The following is a 14,191-nucleotide window of genomic DNA, read 5'->3' on the forward strand; positions in this document are numbered from 1 at the left end:
TTAGCAACTCTTAAAAATACACTTATGCCCAAAAAAAAACCGCTCATTCTGGTAACTAATGATGATGGAATTACTGCCCCGGGAATCAGGGCTTTAATAGAAGTAATGAATGAACTGGGAGAGGTTGTAGTTGTTGCCCCGGATAGCCCCCAGAGCGGTATGGGACACGCAATTACGATTAGTGATACTTTGTATTGTGACCCTGTGACTGTAAAGGAAGATCTTCCACAAAAGGAATATCGATGCTCCGGCACTCCCGCCGATTGTGTTAAAATAGCAACCCAGGAGATCTTGCATCGTAAGCCAGACCTTTGTGTAAGCGGAATAAATCACGGCTCAAATTCTTCAATAAATGTCATCTATTCTGGAACTATGAGTGCCGCGGTAGAAGCTGGCATCGAGGGTATTCCCGCCATAGGATTTTCTCTTCTGGATTATTCCCTAACAGCCGACTTTGAACCTACGAAAAAATTCGTGAAAATAATAACTGAAAATGTTCTGGAAAACGGTTTGCCTAAAGGGGTTGTTTTAAACGTCAACTTACCCAAGCTTAAAGAAAAAGAAATCAAGGGAATCAAAGTTTGCAGGCAGGCAAAAGCCAATTGGGTAGAAGAATTTGATAAAAGGACAAATCCACAGGGTAGGGATTACTACTGGCTCACCGGGAAATTTGTTAGTGAGGATAAAGGAGAGGATACAGATGAATGGGCGCTTGCCAATGGATTTGTCTCTGTAGTGCCAGTTCAATTTGACCTCACTGCTCATCATTTTATCCAGGACTTAAACAGCTGGAGTTTCAATGATTAAAATAAACGTCCTGGCAGGGTTTTTAACAGGAATCGTCTCCACAGCAACAGGAATGATACTGTATATCCTGCTGTTTTCAGATTTGGGATTACAGCCTACCTTAAAGGATGCCCTGCGTAATGACTATCTTGGTAAAATAATTGTTTTGGGAGCTGCTTTAAACTTCCTGCCATTTTTCGTCTTTCTTAAGAAAGATCTTGTCTATCACGCAAGAGGGGTGTTACTTTCAATGGTGGTAATAGCAGTTGCCCTGGCAGTTTATAAATTTTGGTAAGATGAAATATTACATTATAGCCGGGGAGGCATCGGGTGATCTTCACGCGGCTAACCTCATGAAATCTCTTAAAAATTTAGATCCAGCTGCCGATTTCCGTTTTTGGGGAGGAGATCTAATGCAGCGCGTAGGCGGGACACAGGTAAAGCATTACCGGGAACTTGCTTTTATGGGATTTGTTGAAGTCCTGTTTAACCTGCGCACGATCTTAAAAAATATTTCCTTCTGCAAAAAAGATATTTCGGCATATCAACCCGATGTTCTCATTTTTGTAGATTATCCAGGCTTTAATCTTCGAATAGCAAAATGGGCAAAGAAAGAAGGCATTCCTACGCACTTTTATGTCTCTCCCCAAATATGGGCCTGGAAAGAAAGTAGAATATCTGCTATTAAGCGAGACATTGATAAAATGTATGTGATACTGCCTTTCGAGAAGCAGTTTTATGAAGAAAAACATCAATATCCGGTTCATTTTGTGGGCCATCCTTTAATTGATGCGATTTCACAGCATCAATTAGGAAATGTAGAGCAGTTTAAAAAGGAACATCAACTAAACCAAAACCGAGTTATCGCCTTATTGCCGGGAAGCAGAAAGCAGGAGATCTCAAAAATGCTGGAGATTATGCTTAGCATAACTAATGATTTTCCCGACTACCAATTCGTTATAGCGGGAGCACCAAGCCAGGACGAGGATTTCTACCATCCATATATTAAAAAGAAGAATGTAAACCTTGTAATGAACAGGACCTATGATCTACTAAGTACGGCCACAGCAGCTTTGGTAACATCGGGCACAGCAACTCTTGAAACAGCACTTTTCAAAGTCCCTGAAGTAGTGTGTTATAAAGGCAGCAATATTTCTTACCAGATCGCGAAACGTATTATAAAACTTGATTATATTTCGCTCGTCAATCTCATAATGGATAAAGAGGTTGTGAGGGAACTGATTCAGAAAGATCTAAACCGGAAAAATCTTAAGACAGAATTAAATAAAATTTTGAATAAAGAGTACAAGCAGACAATTTTGAAGCAGTATGATGAGTTAGAAGAAAAACTGGGCGGCACCGGAGCAAGTGAGAATACCGCCCGATTAATTTTTGAGGATATAAAAAACTGATCTCTGTATGCGGATAAACTTTTTAGGAATTGCAGGAATGCTAATTTTTGTGTTACTCTTCACCTCCTGCGGAACTTCAAAAGCACGATTATCGTCTAAAGATTCTACAACCACTTCTTCCCAGTCGAGGAAAATTAAAACTCCACTAAGCACAAATCAATATAAAAACTGCTTAGTCCTGAAGATGAGCCCGAAGACAATCGGGTGTATAATATTACCACTTTTGCTAAAGGTTTTGAAGGAACCCGTTATAAATATGGCGGCACTACCCAAGATGGAATGGACTGCTCCGGCCTTGTTTATACTTCCTTTCTTCAGGAAGAGATTCCTTTGCCGCGGTCTTCCCGTGAAATGGCCAAACTTGGTGATCGTCTATCGCTTGAAGATGTAAATATTGGAGATCTTTTATTCTTTGAGACAGACAAGAATAAAAAAGTGATAAATCATGTGGGTCTTGTGGTCGAAATTCAACCGGGGCATATTCTTTTTATCCATTCTACAAGCTCCCGGGGAGTGGTCATCTCTTCCCTTGCAGAAAATTACTGGTTTGAGCATTTTGTAATGGCGAAGCGGGTGATTTAGATTTTTTCGGTAACTTGATTAGAGATAATCAGGACCGTAATTTGCTGAATTATACTATTATAAAACTCAGCCTGCTATTGATAGTGGGAATAATCCTTGGGAATCATTTGCAAATTCCTCCGGGATGCCTGCTCTTTCCCGGAGCACTATTATTAGCTCTCTTTATAATTTCCTATAAACGTACCAAAAACTTTCTTTTACAGGACGTATTCTTCGGAATTACCACCTATATTCTCTTTATATTCATAGGCATTACTACTACCAGCATCCATCAACCCAAAAACCATCCCGATCATTTTACACATTTTTCTTCAGAAGGAACTACCGAATTTATAATTGCTGAAGTTCATGAAAGGCTAAAACCTTCAGCCTTCCAGGAACGGTATATTTTAAAAACCCGGGAAATTAATTCAAAGCCCGTAAGCGGAAAACTTTTACTTAACATCAACAAAGATTCAACTTTAGTAGTTCTTCACCCGGGAGATCTTTTGGCAGTTACTTCTGAAATTGTTCAAATTAATAAACCCCTAAACCCTTACCAGTTTGACTACAGCAACTATATGGAAGATCTGGGTGTGTTGCGGCAGGTAAATGTTAGTAAACATCAGGTGATGATACTTCCTGAGAACAATAGGGGGTTTAGGGAAGTTGCCGGAAATATAAGAGGAAGTATAGTTTCAAATTTAGAACATTATTCCTTTCAACCAGATGAACTAGCCATAATTCAGGCGCTGTTGTTAGGACAGCGACAGGAAATTTCGCAGGAGATCTACAGCAATTACGCAGCGGCAGGAGTTATTCATATTCTGGCCGTTTCGGGATTACACGTGGGAATTATACTGTTGTTGCTCAACAGGATTCTACAACCAATAGAGCGTTTGCCCAGGGGAAAGCTCATAAAAACTATAATCCTACTTCTCCTCCTGTGGTGTTTTGCCATCCTTGCTTAAGCCTCTCCCCTTCTGTGGTACGAGCTGTAAGTATGTTTTCGTTCGTAGCTATAGGGATGCAATTAAACAGGCGCACCAGCGTGCTCAACACTCTTTTTATTTCCCTTTTGGTGCTATTGCTCATAAATCCCCAATATCTCACACAGGTAGGCTTTCAATTGAGTTATGCGGCAGTTTTAAGTATAGTACTTATACAGCCACATCTATTTAATTTATACAAAGGAGAATCACGATTTATAAAATATTTATGGGGAATACTTTCAGTAACTATCGCAGCGCAAATAGGAGTGTTACCTCTAAGCCTCTTCTATTTTCACCAGTTTCCGGGATTATTTTTTGTTTCTAACCTCCTCATTTTACCTTTTCTGGGGATTATCCTGGCTACCGGGATCCTAGTTATGTTACTGTCGCTTCTAAACCTTCTGCCGGAATTGCTGGCTAATGCATTCAGCTGGATGATCAAAACATTAAACTCCATAGTAGAACTTGTTGCTGCAAAAGAAGATTTTATCTTTCAGGATATAAGTTTTTCCCTCACCTTATGTATAACCTCTTATCTTCTCGTCGCGGGATTCATTCTTTTGCTGAAGAAAATAAGTTACAGAAGAATTATGTTCTTGCTAATCGCCATAGCAGTTTTGCAAATAAGCTTTATTTCTGAAGAATTTTCAGCAGAAAGTACTGAAGTCTATGTATTCCACAAGAGTAGAAATACTGTCATTGGCGTAAAAACGGAAAAAGAACTACAGTTGTTCCACGACTTTGAAAACGCAGCTATATCCTTCAGCTTTATCAAAAATTATTCAGTTGAAAAAGATATAGAGGAAATCAAGAACCTGCCTCTAAAGAACCTTTTTAATATCCATCATGCTGTTATGTTACGTATTGACAGCAGTGGAATCTATAGAATACGCGGGCTTAACCCTGAAATAATTCTGCTCACCAACTCACCGCGAGTTAACCTGGAAAGGCTAATAAATATTTTACAACCCAAGATCATTATTGCTGATGGCAGCAACTATCCCTCAGTAGTTTCCCGGTGGAAGAAAACAGCCGAAAAAATGAAGCTCCCCTTCCACGCCACTGGTGAAAAGGGAGCTTTTCAATTTGAACCTTTGGCCGAAGGGAATTAGCTTTTAGTTCTTAAAACTTCCTTTAAAGTTCTTCTCGTATTCCTGCCAGGCATCCTGGGTAGTCAATTTTTTATAATCATCCTTAGCAATCATTTTTAAATAGATCTCCAATTGTTCCGGAGTTCTATATCCAGCTATAGGCGCGATGACATTAGATTGTTCATCAAAAAAAACCAGACTTGGATAGCCATTTATTTTTAGTGCATTTGCAAAAAAGTGCTGACTATTACGCCCCTTACGGTTAGGGTCGTAATTAGGATTGGTATAATTAAAATCCCGGTACATTACTTCTTCGGTTCCTTCAGCATTAAATTTTACTGCATAAAAATGTTTATTGACATAGTTCACCACATCCTTATTTGTAAAAGTTTTTTGATCCATAAGTTTACACGGGCCACACCAGTCGGTATAAGCATCCATCAGGATCTTCTTTGGCGCTTTCTTTTGGGCAGCCAAAGCTTCATTCATGCTCATCCATTTAATTTCCTGCGCCTGAGAAACACCCAGAGCTAAAAAGAAGAAAAATGCAAAATATCTTAGTTTCATTCTGTAAATTTTTAAAAGCCCTATTCAATTATCATTCCTAATATTTCCTGATAATTAAAAAATGAGCTTAACGTATACCGTGCATTTTTTTGATTAAAGTTTTGTTGAGCATCAACATCACAATTCCTGCTGCTATAGGTATGAGTGTAAAAATGAGGAAGAAAGTTGTCATTCCATATTCTTCAACTATAGGATCAATATAGCTACCTGTAACACCTGCCATAAGGTTAGCAATAAAATTTGCAACGAACCAGACACCAAACATTAAACCTACTAATTTTACCGGGGCCAGCTTACTTACATAAGACAGACCTACCGGAGAAACACACAATTCTCCCAGGGTATGGAACAAATACGCAAAAATTAGAAATATCATGCTTACAGAAGCTGTTTTCGCCCCTACTGGAATCCCCATAGAACCATAGGAAAGAATGGCGAAACCAATACCCAGTAGGATTAATCCAATTGCAAATTTAACCTAGGCCCGGTGGGATTGAGTTTACTCTGCCATATTTTCGAGAAGAGTGGTGCAAAAGCAATAATAAAGAAGGAATTTAAGATTCCAAACCACGATGCAGGAACTTCAGGTGATTCTTCTTCAAATTGTCTCATTAACATCCATATAACGATTCCCCATATGATGACAAAACTGGCTCCCAAAGCATAACTTGCCAGAGGATAATTTTTAAAGGTCTGGCGAAAAAGCATTATAAGAACCCAGGTAATAATCATTAATGGAATAACGGTCAATAATGTATTAAATATCTTAAAAGTTAAGGCTCCCCCACCTACAAGAACCCTGTCAGTATAATCTGCTGCAAAAATGGTCATGGAACCTCCTGCCTGTTCAAATGCCCACCAAAAGAAGATGGTGAAAAATGCTAATACACTTATCACAATTAGCCTGTCCTTAGTAACTTTTGGGCTTTCCTCTACCGGAGGTTTAGCCTCTTCGAAAGATTTATCTTTAATCCTGTTCCCCTGTTCATCCTCAACCTCTCCTGTAATGGTTCTTTGGTCAACATAACCGTCTATTTTATCGGGTCTTAAACCTATCCTACCAAAAATTCCCTGGGCAAAATAAAACTGCAACATTCCAAAGAACATAAAGATCCCTGCAAGACCAAAACCATAGTGCCAGCCAACGCTTTCTCCTATATAACCGCAAAGTAATATTCCCAAGAAGGCACTAAGCATTAATACCCATGTAAAAGATGGTATAACCTGCATCCTTTTCTTTACCCTGGTTGAGGTAAAGCTGACCCACAATTGAAGAAATATTAGGTTTGAAGAGGCCATTCCCAATGATAAGTAATCCCAATCCTAAATAAAAAAAGATGTCAGTAAAAACTTCAAAAGCCATAGAAGCATGGCCTAGTGTCATTAAAAATGCTCCAAGAATAATGGCATTCCTGTAGCCCATGATTTTATCTGCAATTAAACCACCAAAAATGGGGGTAACGTAGACAAGACAAGTGTACCATGCATATAAAAGCAGAGCTTCTGAACGTTCCCAACCCCATCCTTCGTCCATTATGGAAGAAACCAGGAATAAAACAAGTAGTGCCCGCATCCCATAGTAGGAAAACCTCTCCCACATTTCGGTAAAGAAAAGAATAAACAGACCTGCCGGATGGCCTAAAACCGTCTTTTGATTGTGCTCTGATCCTCCAAATTTGAATTCCATATGATTTATTTATGTAGGGTTATTATAGTTTTTCTTTAATGAATTTTGTCATAAGGGTATACAGGTGAAGTCGCGTATTCCCACCATAGATCCCATGATTTTTATCGGGATAGATCCTCCAGTCAAACTGTTTATTAGCCTGGATAAGTGCTTCTACCAGTCTCATGGTATTTTGTACATGAACATTATCATCAGCACTCCCATGAATGAGGAGGTAATCCCCTTTAAGCTTCTCCACGTGCGATAATGGTGAATTTTCATCATATCCTGAGGGATTCTCCTGCGGAGTGGTCAAATACCTTTCAGTATAAATGGTATCGTAAAATCTCCAGCTGGTCATAAGTGCTACCGCGATGGCCATAGAGAAGACATCATTTCCCTTTAAAATTGCATTGGTAGACATAAACCCGCCATAGCTCCATCCCCAGATCCCTATTCTCTCTTCATCTATGTAATCATAATCTGAAAAAAGTTTTGCTGCAGCGATTTGATCTTCAAGTTCGTATTTCCCTAGCTCGTTCTGCGTCACTTTTTTAAATGCAGCTCCTTTATACCCTGTACCTCTTCCATCTACAGCTGCAACAATATATCCTTCGTTTGCAAGCAACTGGTACCAATATTCATTTGAATTATAATATGTATTGGAAACAGATTGTGAGCCGGGACCGGAATATTGAAACATTAGGAGAGGATACTTTTTTGTTTCATCAAAATTTGTTGGTTTTATCATCCACATATTGAGCTCATTTCCGTTAACTGTAATGGTTGACAATTCCTTGGGAGCAAAATCATAAGCTTTCGAAAGCTCCAGCAGCTCGTTATTATCCTTGATCTCTCTTACCAGTTTACCTGTTTTGGCTTCGTGTAAGGTGTAGGTATAGGGAGTACTTGTATTAGTGAAAGTATTTATAAAGTAGGTGAAATCTGTACTGAAGTCTGCACTGTTTGTCCCTTCTTTATTAGTGAGTCGTTTTTTTGATTTACCATTAGCTTTTATAGAATACACGTCACGGTTAAGGCTTCCGTTTTCGGTACTTTGGTAGAAAATGGTATTCGTTTTAGGGCTAAAGCCGTAATAGCGGGTAACTTCCCAATCTCCATTGGTTACCTGATTAATCAATTTCCCTGTTTCGTCGTAGTGGTAGATGTGGTTGAATCCATCTTTTTCACTGGTCCAGATAAAGCTGTTATCCTTAAGAAAAGTCAAATTATCGGTAATATCCACATAAGCCTTATCTTTTTCGTTTAGAACAACTTTGGTTTCAAGTGTTTTTGCGTTAACAAAGATTAAGTCCAAATTATTTTGATGACGGTTTAATACCTGCACACTTAAAATGGCCGGATCATTGGTCCAATTTATACGTGGGATATAGAAATCTTCATAATTCCCCAATTCCACCTTTCGGGATGTTTTTTCCGCAACCGAATAAATATGCAGGGAAACTTCGGCATTCTTTTCCCCTGCTTTTGGATATTTAAAAGTTGAAGCTTCGGGATATAATTCTTCTCCAAAAACGTCCATTGAAAATTCCGGAACTTCCTTTTCATCAAACCTCAAATAAGCAAGGTAGTTTCCTGTGGCATTCCATTCAAATGCTCGCACAATGCCGAATTCTTCTTCATAAACCCAATCTGTAATTCCGTTTATAATTTCATTCTTCTTTCCATCTTCTGTAACCTGCACTTCGTTACCGCTTGACAGATCTTTTATGTAAATGTTGTTTTCATAGACATACGCAACTTTAGAAGCATCAGGTGAAAAAGTTGGCTCCTGCACCTTATTCTCGCTAAGCTTTGTCAGGGTTTCTGTAGAAAAGTCATAAACGTAATAAATTCCCCGGGAAGAGTGGCGGTAGATTTGTTCAGAACCTGTTTCGAGCAGAGCTTTATTCTCATCATCGCTTAACTGGTAACCCTGAAACCTTTTAATACCGTCTAATTTGGAAGATTGGAGAAGGCTCCTTTTCTTTTCCCCACTTTTGTAATCGTAAACATCTATGCTGGTGCCGCTATTTTGATCCTGATTAAGAACAATATATTCTGTTCCGTTATTTAAAGATTTTAAAGATTCAAGACGCTCCGGGCTAAAAGTTCCGTTCCATATTTCCTCGAGTGTAATCTCTTTTTCCTGTGCAAAAACTGTAGTAGCACCTACAAATAAAAATGCCAGCAGTACGTGGGGTAACTTCATAAAAAGTAGAAAAATTTTTAATTGGCCAAGTTTACTAAAAATTCAGCAAAAAATGGAGTTTGGGACTGTTAAATACTAAGACTTTGTTAATGCGCAGTACCTGTACTGCTCTGCTCTTCCTCCCATTTTCAATATAGAAAAGGACTTTTAGTAATAGTCTTAGTAATTGTATCTTTGCATCACAAATTATAATTAGTATGATTAAGCCCGTAACAGGTTTTTCTAAGCTTAGCAAGGAAGAGAAAATTACCTGGTTGTCAAATACTTACTTAAGAGATTCTCCCACTACCGAAAATGTTCTTCGGCAGTATTGGAATAATGATCCCGACCTGCAGCGTCTTCATGAGGAATTTACAGAAAATACTTTAACCAACTTTTATCTGCCTTTTGGTATTGCTCCTAATTTTAATATTAACGGGGAATTGTATGCCATTCCTATGGCCATTGAAGAAAGTTCTGTTATTGCAGCAGCCAGTAAAGCAGCAAAATTCTGGGGCAGCAGAGGCGGCTTTAAAGTAAAAGTGCTAAATACTACCAAGGTTGGGCAGGTTCACTTTCTTTTTAAAGGTGCTAAAGAAAAGCTCACAACCTTTTTTAATGATGTTAAGCCTCGCCTTTTGGATGGAGTAGCGGGTATTACCCGGAATATGGAAAAAAGAGGAGGTGGAGTACTTGATATTGAACTGCGGGATAAGACAGCACTTCTTGAAAATTATTATCAGCTGCATTGCAAGTTTGAGACAAAAGATTCCATGGGTGCTAATTTTATTAATTCCTGCCTGGAGAAATTTGCGGAAGTTTTCCGAACTGCGGCTGCTGAAAATGAGCAGTTTTCTGAAGAAGAAAAGCACCCGGAAATTATCATAAGCATCCTGTCCAACTTTGTACCGGAATGTCTGGTAAGAGCTGAAGTTTCCTGCCCTATAGAAGACCTTAAGGATGAGAAAATTAATGATCCTTATGCTTTTGCTGAAAAATTTGTAACAGCCATTAAAATAGCTGAACTGGAAACCCATCGTGCAGTCACCCACAACAAAGGAATTATGAACGGAATAGATGCCGTGGTCCTGGCGACTGTAATGACTTTAGAGCGGTGGAAATGGCGTACACGCATATGCCGCGAAAGATGGAACTTATAGCAGTCTTACCCATGCCGAAGTAAAAGAAGATCATTTCAAATTCTGGATGGAAATTCCACTAGCTGTTGGTACTGTGGGTGGGCTTACAAATCTTCATCCCCTCGTGAAAGTCGCTCTCGAAATTCTGCAGAAACCTTCAGCTTCCAAATTAATGGAGATCATTGCAGTAGCAGGATTAGCTCAAAACTTTGCAGCAATAAAATCACTGGTAACCACTAAGCATTCAGCAGGGGCACATGAAAATGCACCTTATGAATATCCTGAATCAGCAAAATGCCACTCCAGAGGAGAAGGAAGAGTTAATAAACTATTTTAAACATAATACGGTCACCCATAGCGGAGTGGTAGAGCATCTGGAAAAAATTAGACAATGATCCAAAAATATCGCAGCAACGGTAAACTTTTATTAACAGGGGAATACCTGGTACTGGATGGCGCACTCGCTTTAGCATTGCCTACAAAACCTGGACAATCTTTGGAGGTATTACCTGCAGAAGGAAAGATGACTGGCTGGACAGCTTTAGACAAAAATGGAAAGCCGTGGCTGGATTTCAAATTTTCTCTGGACCAGAACAGCTTTCAGAAAGAAAATGAAACTTCTTCTAATGAAGCTGAAACAACCCTGTTAAAGATCCTTACAGCTGCCCACCAGATGAATCAGAAAGTATTCGGTTCCGGACTGAATTACATTGTCACCACAATGCTTGAATTTGAGAAGGAGTGGGGTCTTGGAAGTTCTTCTACTCTTGTAAACAACATTGCTTCCTGGTTCCAAATAGATCCTTATATTTTGCTTGAAAAGACCTTTGGAGGAAGCGGGTATGATATTGCAGCAGCACAGGCAGAGCAGGCAGTAACTTATCAGCTTCAGGATAAGGGTCGCAGTGTCCTTAATATTGATTTTGACCCTCCCTTCCCTGATAAGCTCTTTTTCGTTTATTTAAATCAAAAACAAAACAGCCGCTCTTCTATTGCTCACTACAGGAAGCAATCCCGTAAAGATTTGCAGGAAGCTGTGGATAAAGTTTCTGGTCTCACAAGTAGCTTTACCTCCTGTGAGGATTTTCAGGAATTTGAACTTTTAATGGAAATTCATGAGACTGTTATTTCCAGGGTGATTGATATTCCCAAAATAAAGACAACACATTTTTCAGATTTTAAAGGCAGCATCAAAAGTCTGGGAGGCTGGGGTGGTGACTTTATACTTGCCACAGGAGATGATGAGGCAAAAAATTATTTCAGAAAAAAAGGTTTTAGAGTGGTCATTCCATATTCTGAAATGATCCTATAGGTCATTGAAGTTTCCTCCTTGAGAGATTCCTCCTTTCCCGCGATTCCAGGTTTCCAAAGACCTCACAGGTTTTCCAAAGACCTCACAGGTTTTCCAAAGACCTCACAGGTTTTCCAAAGACCTCACAGGTTTTCCAAAGACCTCACAGGTTTTCCAAAGACCTCACAGGTTTTCCAAAGACCTCACAGGTTTTCCAAAGACCTCACAGGTTTTAAAAACCTGTGAGGTCTAATCTACATCCAAACCTGACTCATCCTTCTCCGGCTGCCAAACCTCTTTCCCACCAATAAAAAAGCCCTAACATTATATGCAAGGGCTTCAGTTATTATTATCTCCAGGTCTAGTAAAACCTGGCTCTGTTATCTTCTATATCTGCATTTTGTTTTAGAGCTTCAAACACTCTTTCCTGTACTCCCTGTCTTCTTTGCTGGGTTTGTTGAGTAGCAAAATTTCTATAGGATTCCATATCGGGAGCACGGTTTATAGTAGTTACTTCTACCACATACACCCCGTTGTTACCCTGGATTGGTTTACTCAATTCTCCCTGCTCAAGAGCAAAGGCAGTTCCTACGACTTCCGGCTCATTTCCTGCTCCGGCGATAGTAGGATTTTTAAGGTTAACAGCGTTTACAGTTTGCACACTTACATTTTGATTTTGCGCAATCTGCTCTAGACTATTGGCACTAATTTTACTCTTAATTATTTCAGCTTTCTTCTGTTTAGTAAGAATAGGAGTTACAGTGGCTGAAGCATCTTCAGCACTCATTAAACCTTCTTCCTTTACTGCAGTGACCTGGGCTACAACATATCCTCCCGGTACTTCAAATCTACTAATGTCTCCTGCTTTAATATCCTCTCCAAATGCCCACTGCACAATTCTCCTTTGAGCGCCAACTCCGGGAATATTTTCATCAAGAGCTTTCACATCCTTTACAGTACGAACCTGTACGTTATCCTTTTTAGCCGCATCGACAAAACTGCCGTTCTTGGCCTCCATTTCAAATTGAATCACTTTTGTATAAAGATCGTTCAATGACTGCTCTGATGGCTGAATTTCTCTGGCAATAGTTGCCACTTTTACAGCTTCCTCTTCAGATGTTTTTTCTACTACGCTAATTACGTGGTAACCAAAATCGCTTTCTACAACACCAACGCTCCCCGGCGTGCTTTCAAATACAAAATCATTAAAAGCCGGAATCATATCACCCGGGCGGAAGAATCCTAAATCCCCTCCCTGAGTTTGTGAAGCCTGGTCTGCAGAAAATTGCGCTGCAAGCTCTGCAAATTTTTCTTTATCCCCTCTCACAACCTGTGCAAGACTATCGGCAAGAGTTTTTGCTTCTTCTTTTGTTCTTGTTGCACCATTGGCAGTTTGAAGACCCTGCCAGGTAACCATAATATGGCTTGCTTTAGCTGAATCTGCCATTTGACGTTTTTCAAGCATTCTGGTCACTTTCCAGTATCCATTTTCCTTATAGGGTCCTAGCAATTCACCCGGCTGAAGATTAAAGATGGCATCTACATTTTCTCCCTGGTACTGGTCTCTAAAAATAAATCTATCCTGAAATTGAATATCAGAATTTTGATTTACAAATCCTTCAATATTATTTGTAGTTCTAAAACCTGCAACGGTATCATTAGAACTTGTAGAAGAATTAAATTGCGCTCTTCCATCAAGCACACTTTCTATTTCCTGTTTTGCTTCGGCCTCATCCTGGCTGGATGCTTCTTCCTGAAAAACGATATATTGTAGATCCCGGGCTTTGTCTGACTTAAACCTTTTGGGATGATTTTTTACATAGCTACGGATATCTTCTTTTGTAACCTGAACTTCAGAATCAGGAACAGTAGTGTAAGGAATTTGAACATATTTAAAGTCAACATTGTCATTCTCCATACGGTATGCCTGCTCCCCTTCCAGTAAAGTGGCACCAAGATCAGCTCTTACCAGGTTAAAATATATATTTTCCCGGGCCCCTTCAGCAATTGAGTTTTCATAAGCAACCCACTGTTGGTATGCTTGTGGAGAAGTAGCTTTAAGATTGGCAACATATTCCTGAAGCCTGTTTTCATCAAACATTCCTGCTTCATTTGTAAAATTAGGATTTTGAGCCAACTGCATTCTTAGCGCTCGTCTTACCTGTGCCTCACCCACTTCAATTCCCAGCTCTTCAAACTGCTCCTTAAGCATAACCTCCCGAAGCTTAAAATCCCAAACCTGATTTACAGCCTGGGTTGTTGAAGCATTGGGTCCCATATTTTGCTGGTAAGCCTCCACCTGCCTTGCAAAAATCCTCACGGCTTACTTCTTCACCATTTACAGTGGCAACAACATTTTGAGATTTCTGTGAACTCATCCCGCCATTGCGAATCACATCGGCCAAAACGAATGAAAATAAGGCCAATGCAATAATTATGATCAAGAAAACAGAACGTTGTCTAATTTTATTTAATACTGCCATTTCTAGTTATTG

The 14,191-nt window shown here is 39.5% G+C and carries 10 protein-coding genes and 3 pseudogenes; 8 read left to right on the top strand and 5 right to left on the bottom strand.

Annotated elements, in window-relative coordinates; translation table 11 throughout:
• Nucleotides 1-24: 24 nt before the first annotated feature.
• From surE to LZ575_RS22600, 6 genes are all read left to right on the top strand, one after another.
• Nucleotides 25-807 carry a 5'/3'-nucleotidase SurE gene (surE, locus tag LZ575_RS12490; protein ID WP_235324882.1) on the top strand — a complete coding sequence of 261 codons (783 nt, stop codon included), beginning with the start codon at nt 25-27 and terminating at the stop codon, nt 805-807.
• A complete protein-coding gene (locus tag LZ575_RS12495) occupies nt 800-1,081 on the top strand; it encodes a hypothetical protein (protein ID WP_235324883.1) in 282 nt (93 codons plus the stop codon). The genes surE and LZ575_RS12495 overlap by 8 nt, the downstream gene beginning before the upstream one ends.
• 1 nt (nt 1,082) lies before the next feature.
• On the top strand, nt 1,083-2,198 hold the full coding sequence (lpxB, locus tag LZ575_RS12500; RefSeq protein ID WP_235324884.1) for a lipid-A-disaccharide synthase: 1,116 nt from the start codon (nt 1,083-1,085) through the stop codon (nt 2,196-2,198).
• A gap of 204 nt (nt 2,199-2,402) precedes the next feature.
• Entirely contained in the window at nt 2,403-2,780 is a 378-nt protein-coding gene (locus tag LZ575_RS12505; RefSeq protein WP_235324885.1) for a C40 family peptidase, read from the top strand.
• Between the two features lie 14 nt (nt 2,781-2,794).
• Nucleotides 2,795-3,730: a ComEC/Rec2 family competence protein gene (locus LZ575_RS22595; RefSeq protein WP_255702611.1), complete on the top strand. Its 936-nt coding sequence runs from the start codon at nt 2,795-2,797 to the stop codon at nt 3,728-3,730.
• A gap of 32 nt (nt 3,731-3,762) precedes the next feature.
• The gene (locus tag LZ575_RS22600) at nt 3,763-4,863 is read left to right on the top strand and encodes a ComEC/Rec2 family competence protein (protein WP_255702612.1); all 1,101 of its coding nucleotides are present in this window, start codon (nt 3,763-3,765) and stop codon (nt 4,861-4,863) included.
• Nucleotides 4,864-4,866: 3 nt separating this feature from the next.
• Here LZ575_RS22600 and LZ575_RS12515 read toward each other — a convergent pair whose 3' ends face one another.
• The 3 genes and pseudogenes from LZ575_RS12515 to LZ575_RS12525 form a co-directional block, all read right to left on the bottom strand.
• Nucleotides 4,867-5,409, bottom strand: a complete 543-nt coding sequence (locus LZ575_RS12515; RefSeq protein ID WP_235324886.1) for a thioredoxin fold domain-containing protein — start codon at nt 5,407-5,409, stop codon at nt 4,867-4,869.
• A 67-nt stretch (nt 5,410-5,476) separates the two neighbouring features.
• Nucleotides 5,477-7,096, bottom strand: a pseudogene (locus LZ575_RS12520) (peptide MFS transporter).
• A gap of 22 nt (nt 7,097-7,118) precedes the next feature.
• A complete protein-coding gene (locus LZ575_RS12525) occupies nt 7,119-9,287 on the bottom strand; it encodes a S9 family peptidase (RefSeq protein WP_235324887.1) in 2,169 nt (722 codons plus the stop codon).
• Nucleotides 9,288-9,484: 197 nt separating this feature from the next.
• On the opposite strand from LZ575_RS12525, the pseudogene LZ575_RS12530 reads away from it, so the two are divergent.
• Nucleotides 9,485-10,800, top strand: a pseudogene (locus tag LZ575_RS12530) (hydroxymethylglutaryl-CoA reductase, degradative).
• Nucleotides 10,797-11,717: a GYDIA family GHMP kinase gene (locus LZ575_RS12535; RefSeq protein ID WP_235324888.1), complete on the top strand. Its 921-nt coding sequence runs from the start codon at nt 10,797-10,799 to the stop codon at nt 11,715-11,717. The pseudogene LZ575_RS12530 and the gene LZ575_RS12535 overlap by 4 nt, the downstream one beginning before the upstream one ends.
• Nucleotides 11,718-12,057: 340 nt before the next feature.
• On the opposite strand, the gene LZ575_RS12540 is transcribed toward LZ575_RS12535, so the two are convergent.
• Nucleotides 12,058-13,797, bottom strand: a complete 1,740-nt coding sequence (locus LZ575_RS12540; protein ID WP_311196109.1) for a peptidylprolyl isomerase — start codon at nt 13,795-13,797, stop codon at nt 12,058-12,060.
• A pseudogene (locus LZ575_RS12545) lies at nt 13,786-14,179 on the bottom strand (SurA N-terminal domain-containing protein); the annotation flags it as partial. The pseudogene LZ575_RS12545 and the gene LZ575_RS12540, both read right to left, overlap by 12 nt.
• Nucleotides 14,180-14,191 lie beyond the last annotated feature (12 nt).

The organism is Antarcticibacterium sp. 1MA-6-2, assembly GCF_021535135.1.
Classification (GTDB): Bacteria; Bacteroidota; Bacteroidia; order Flavobacteriales; family Flavobacteriaceae; genus Gillisia.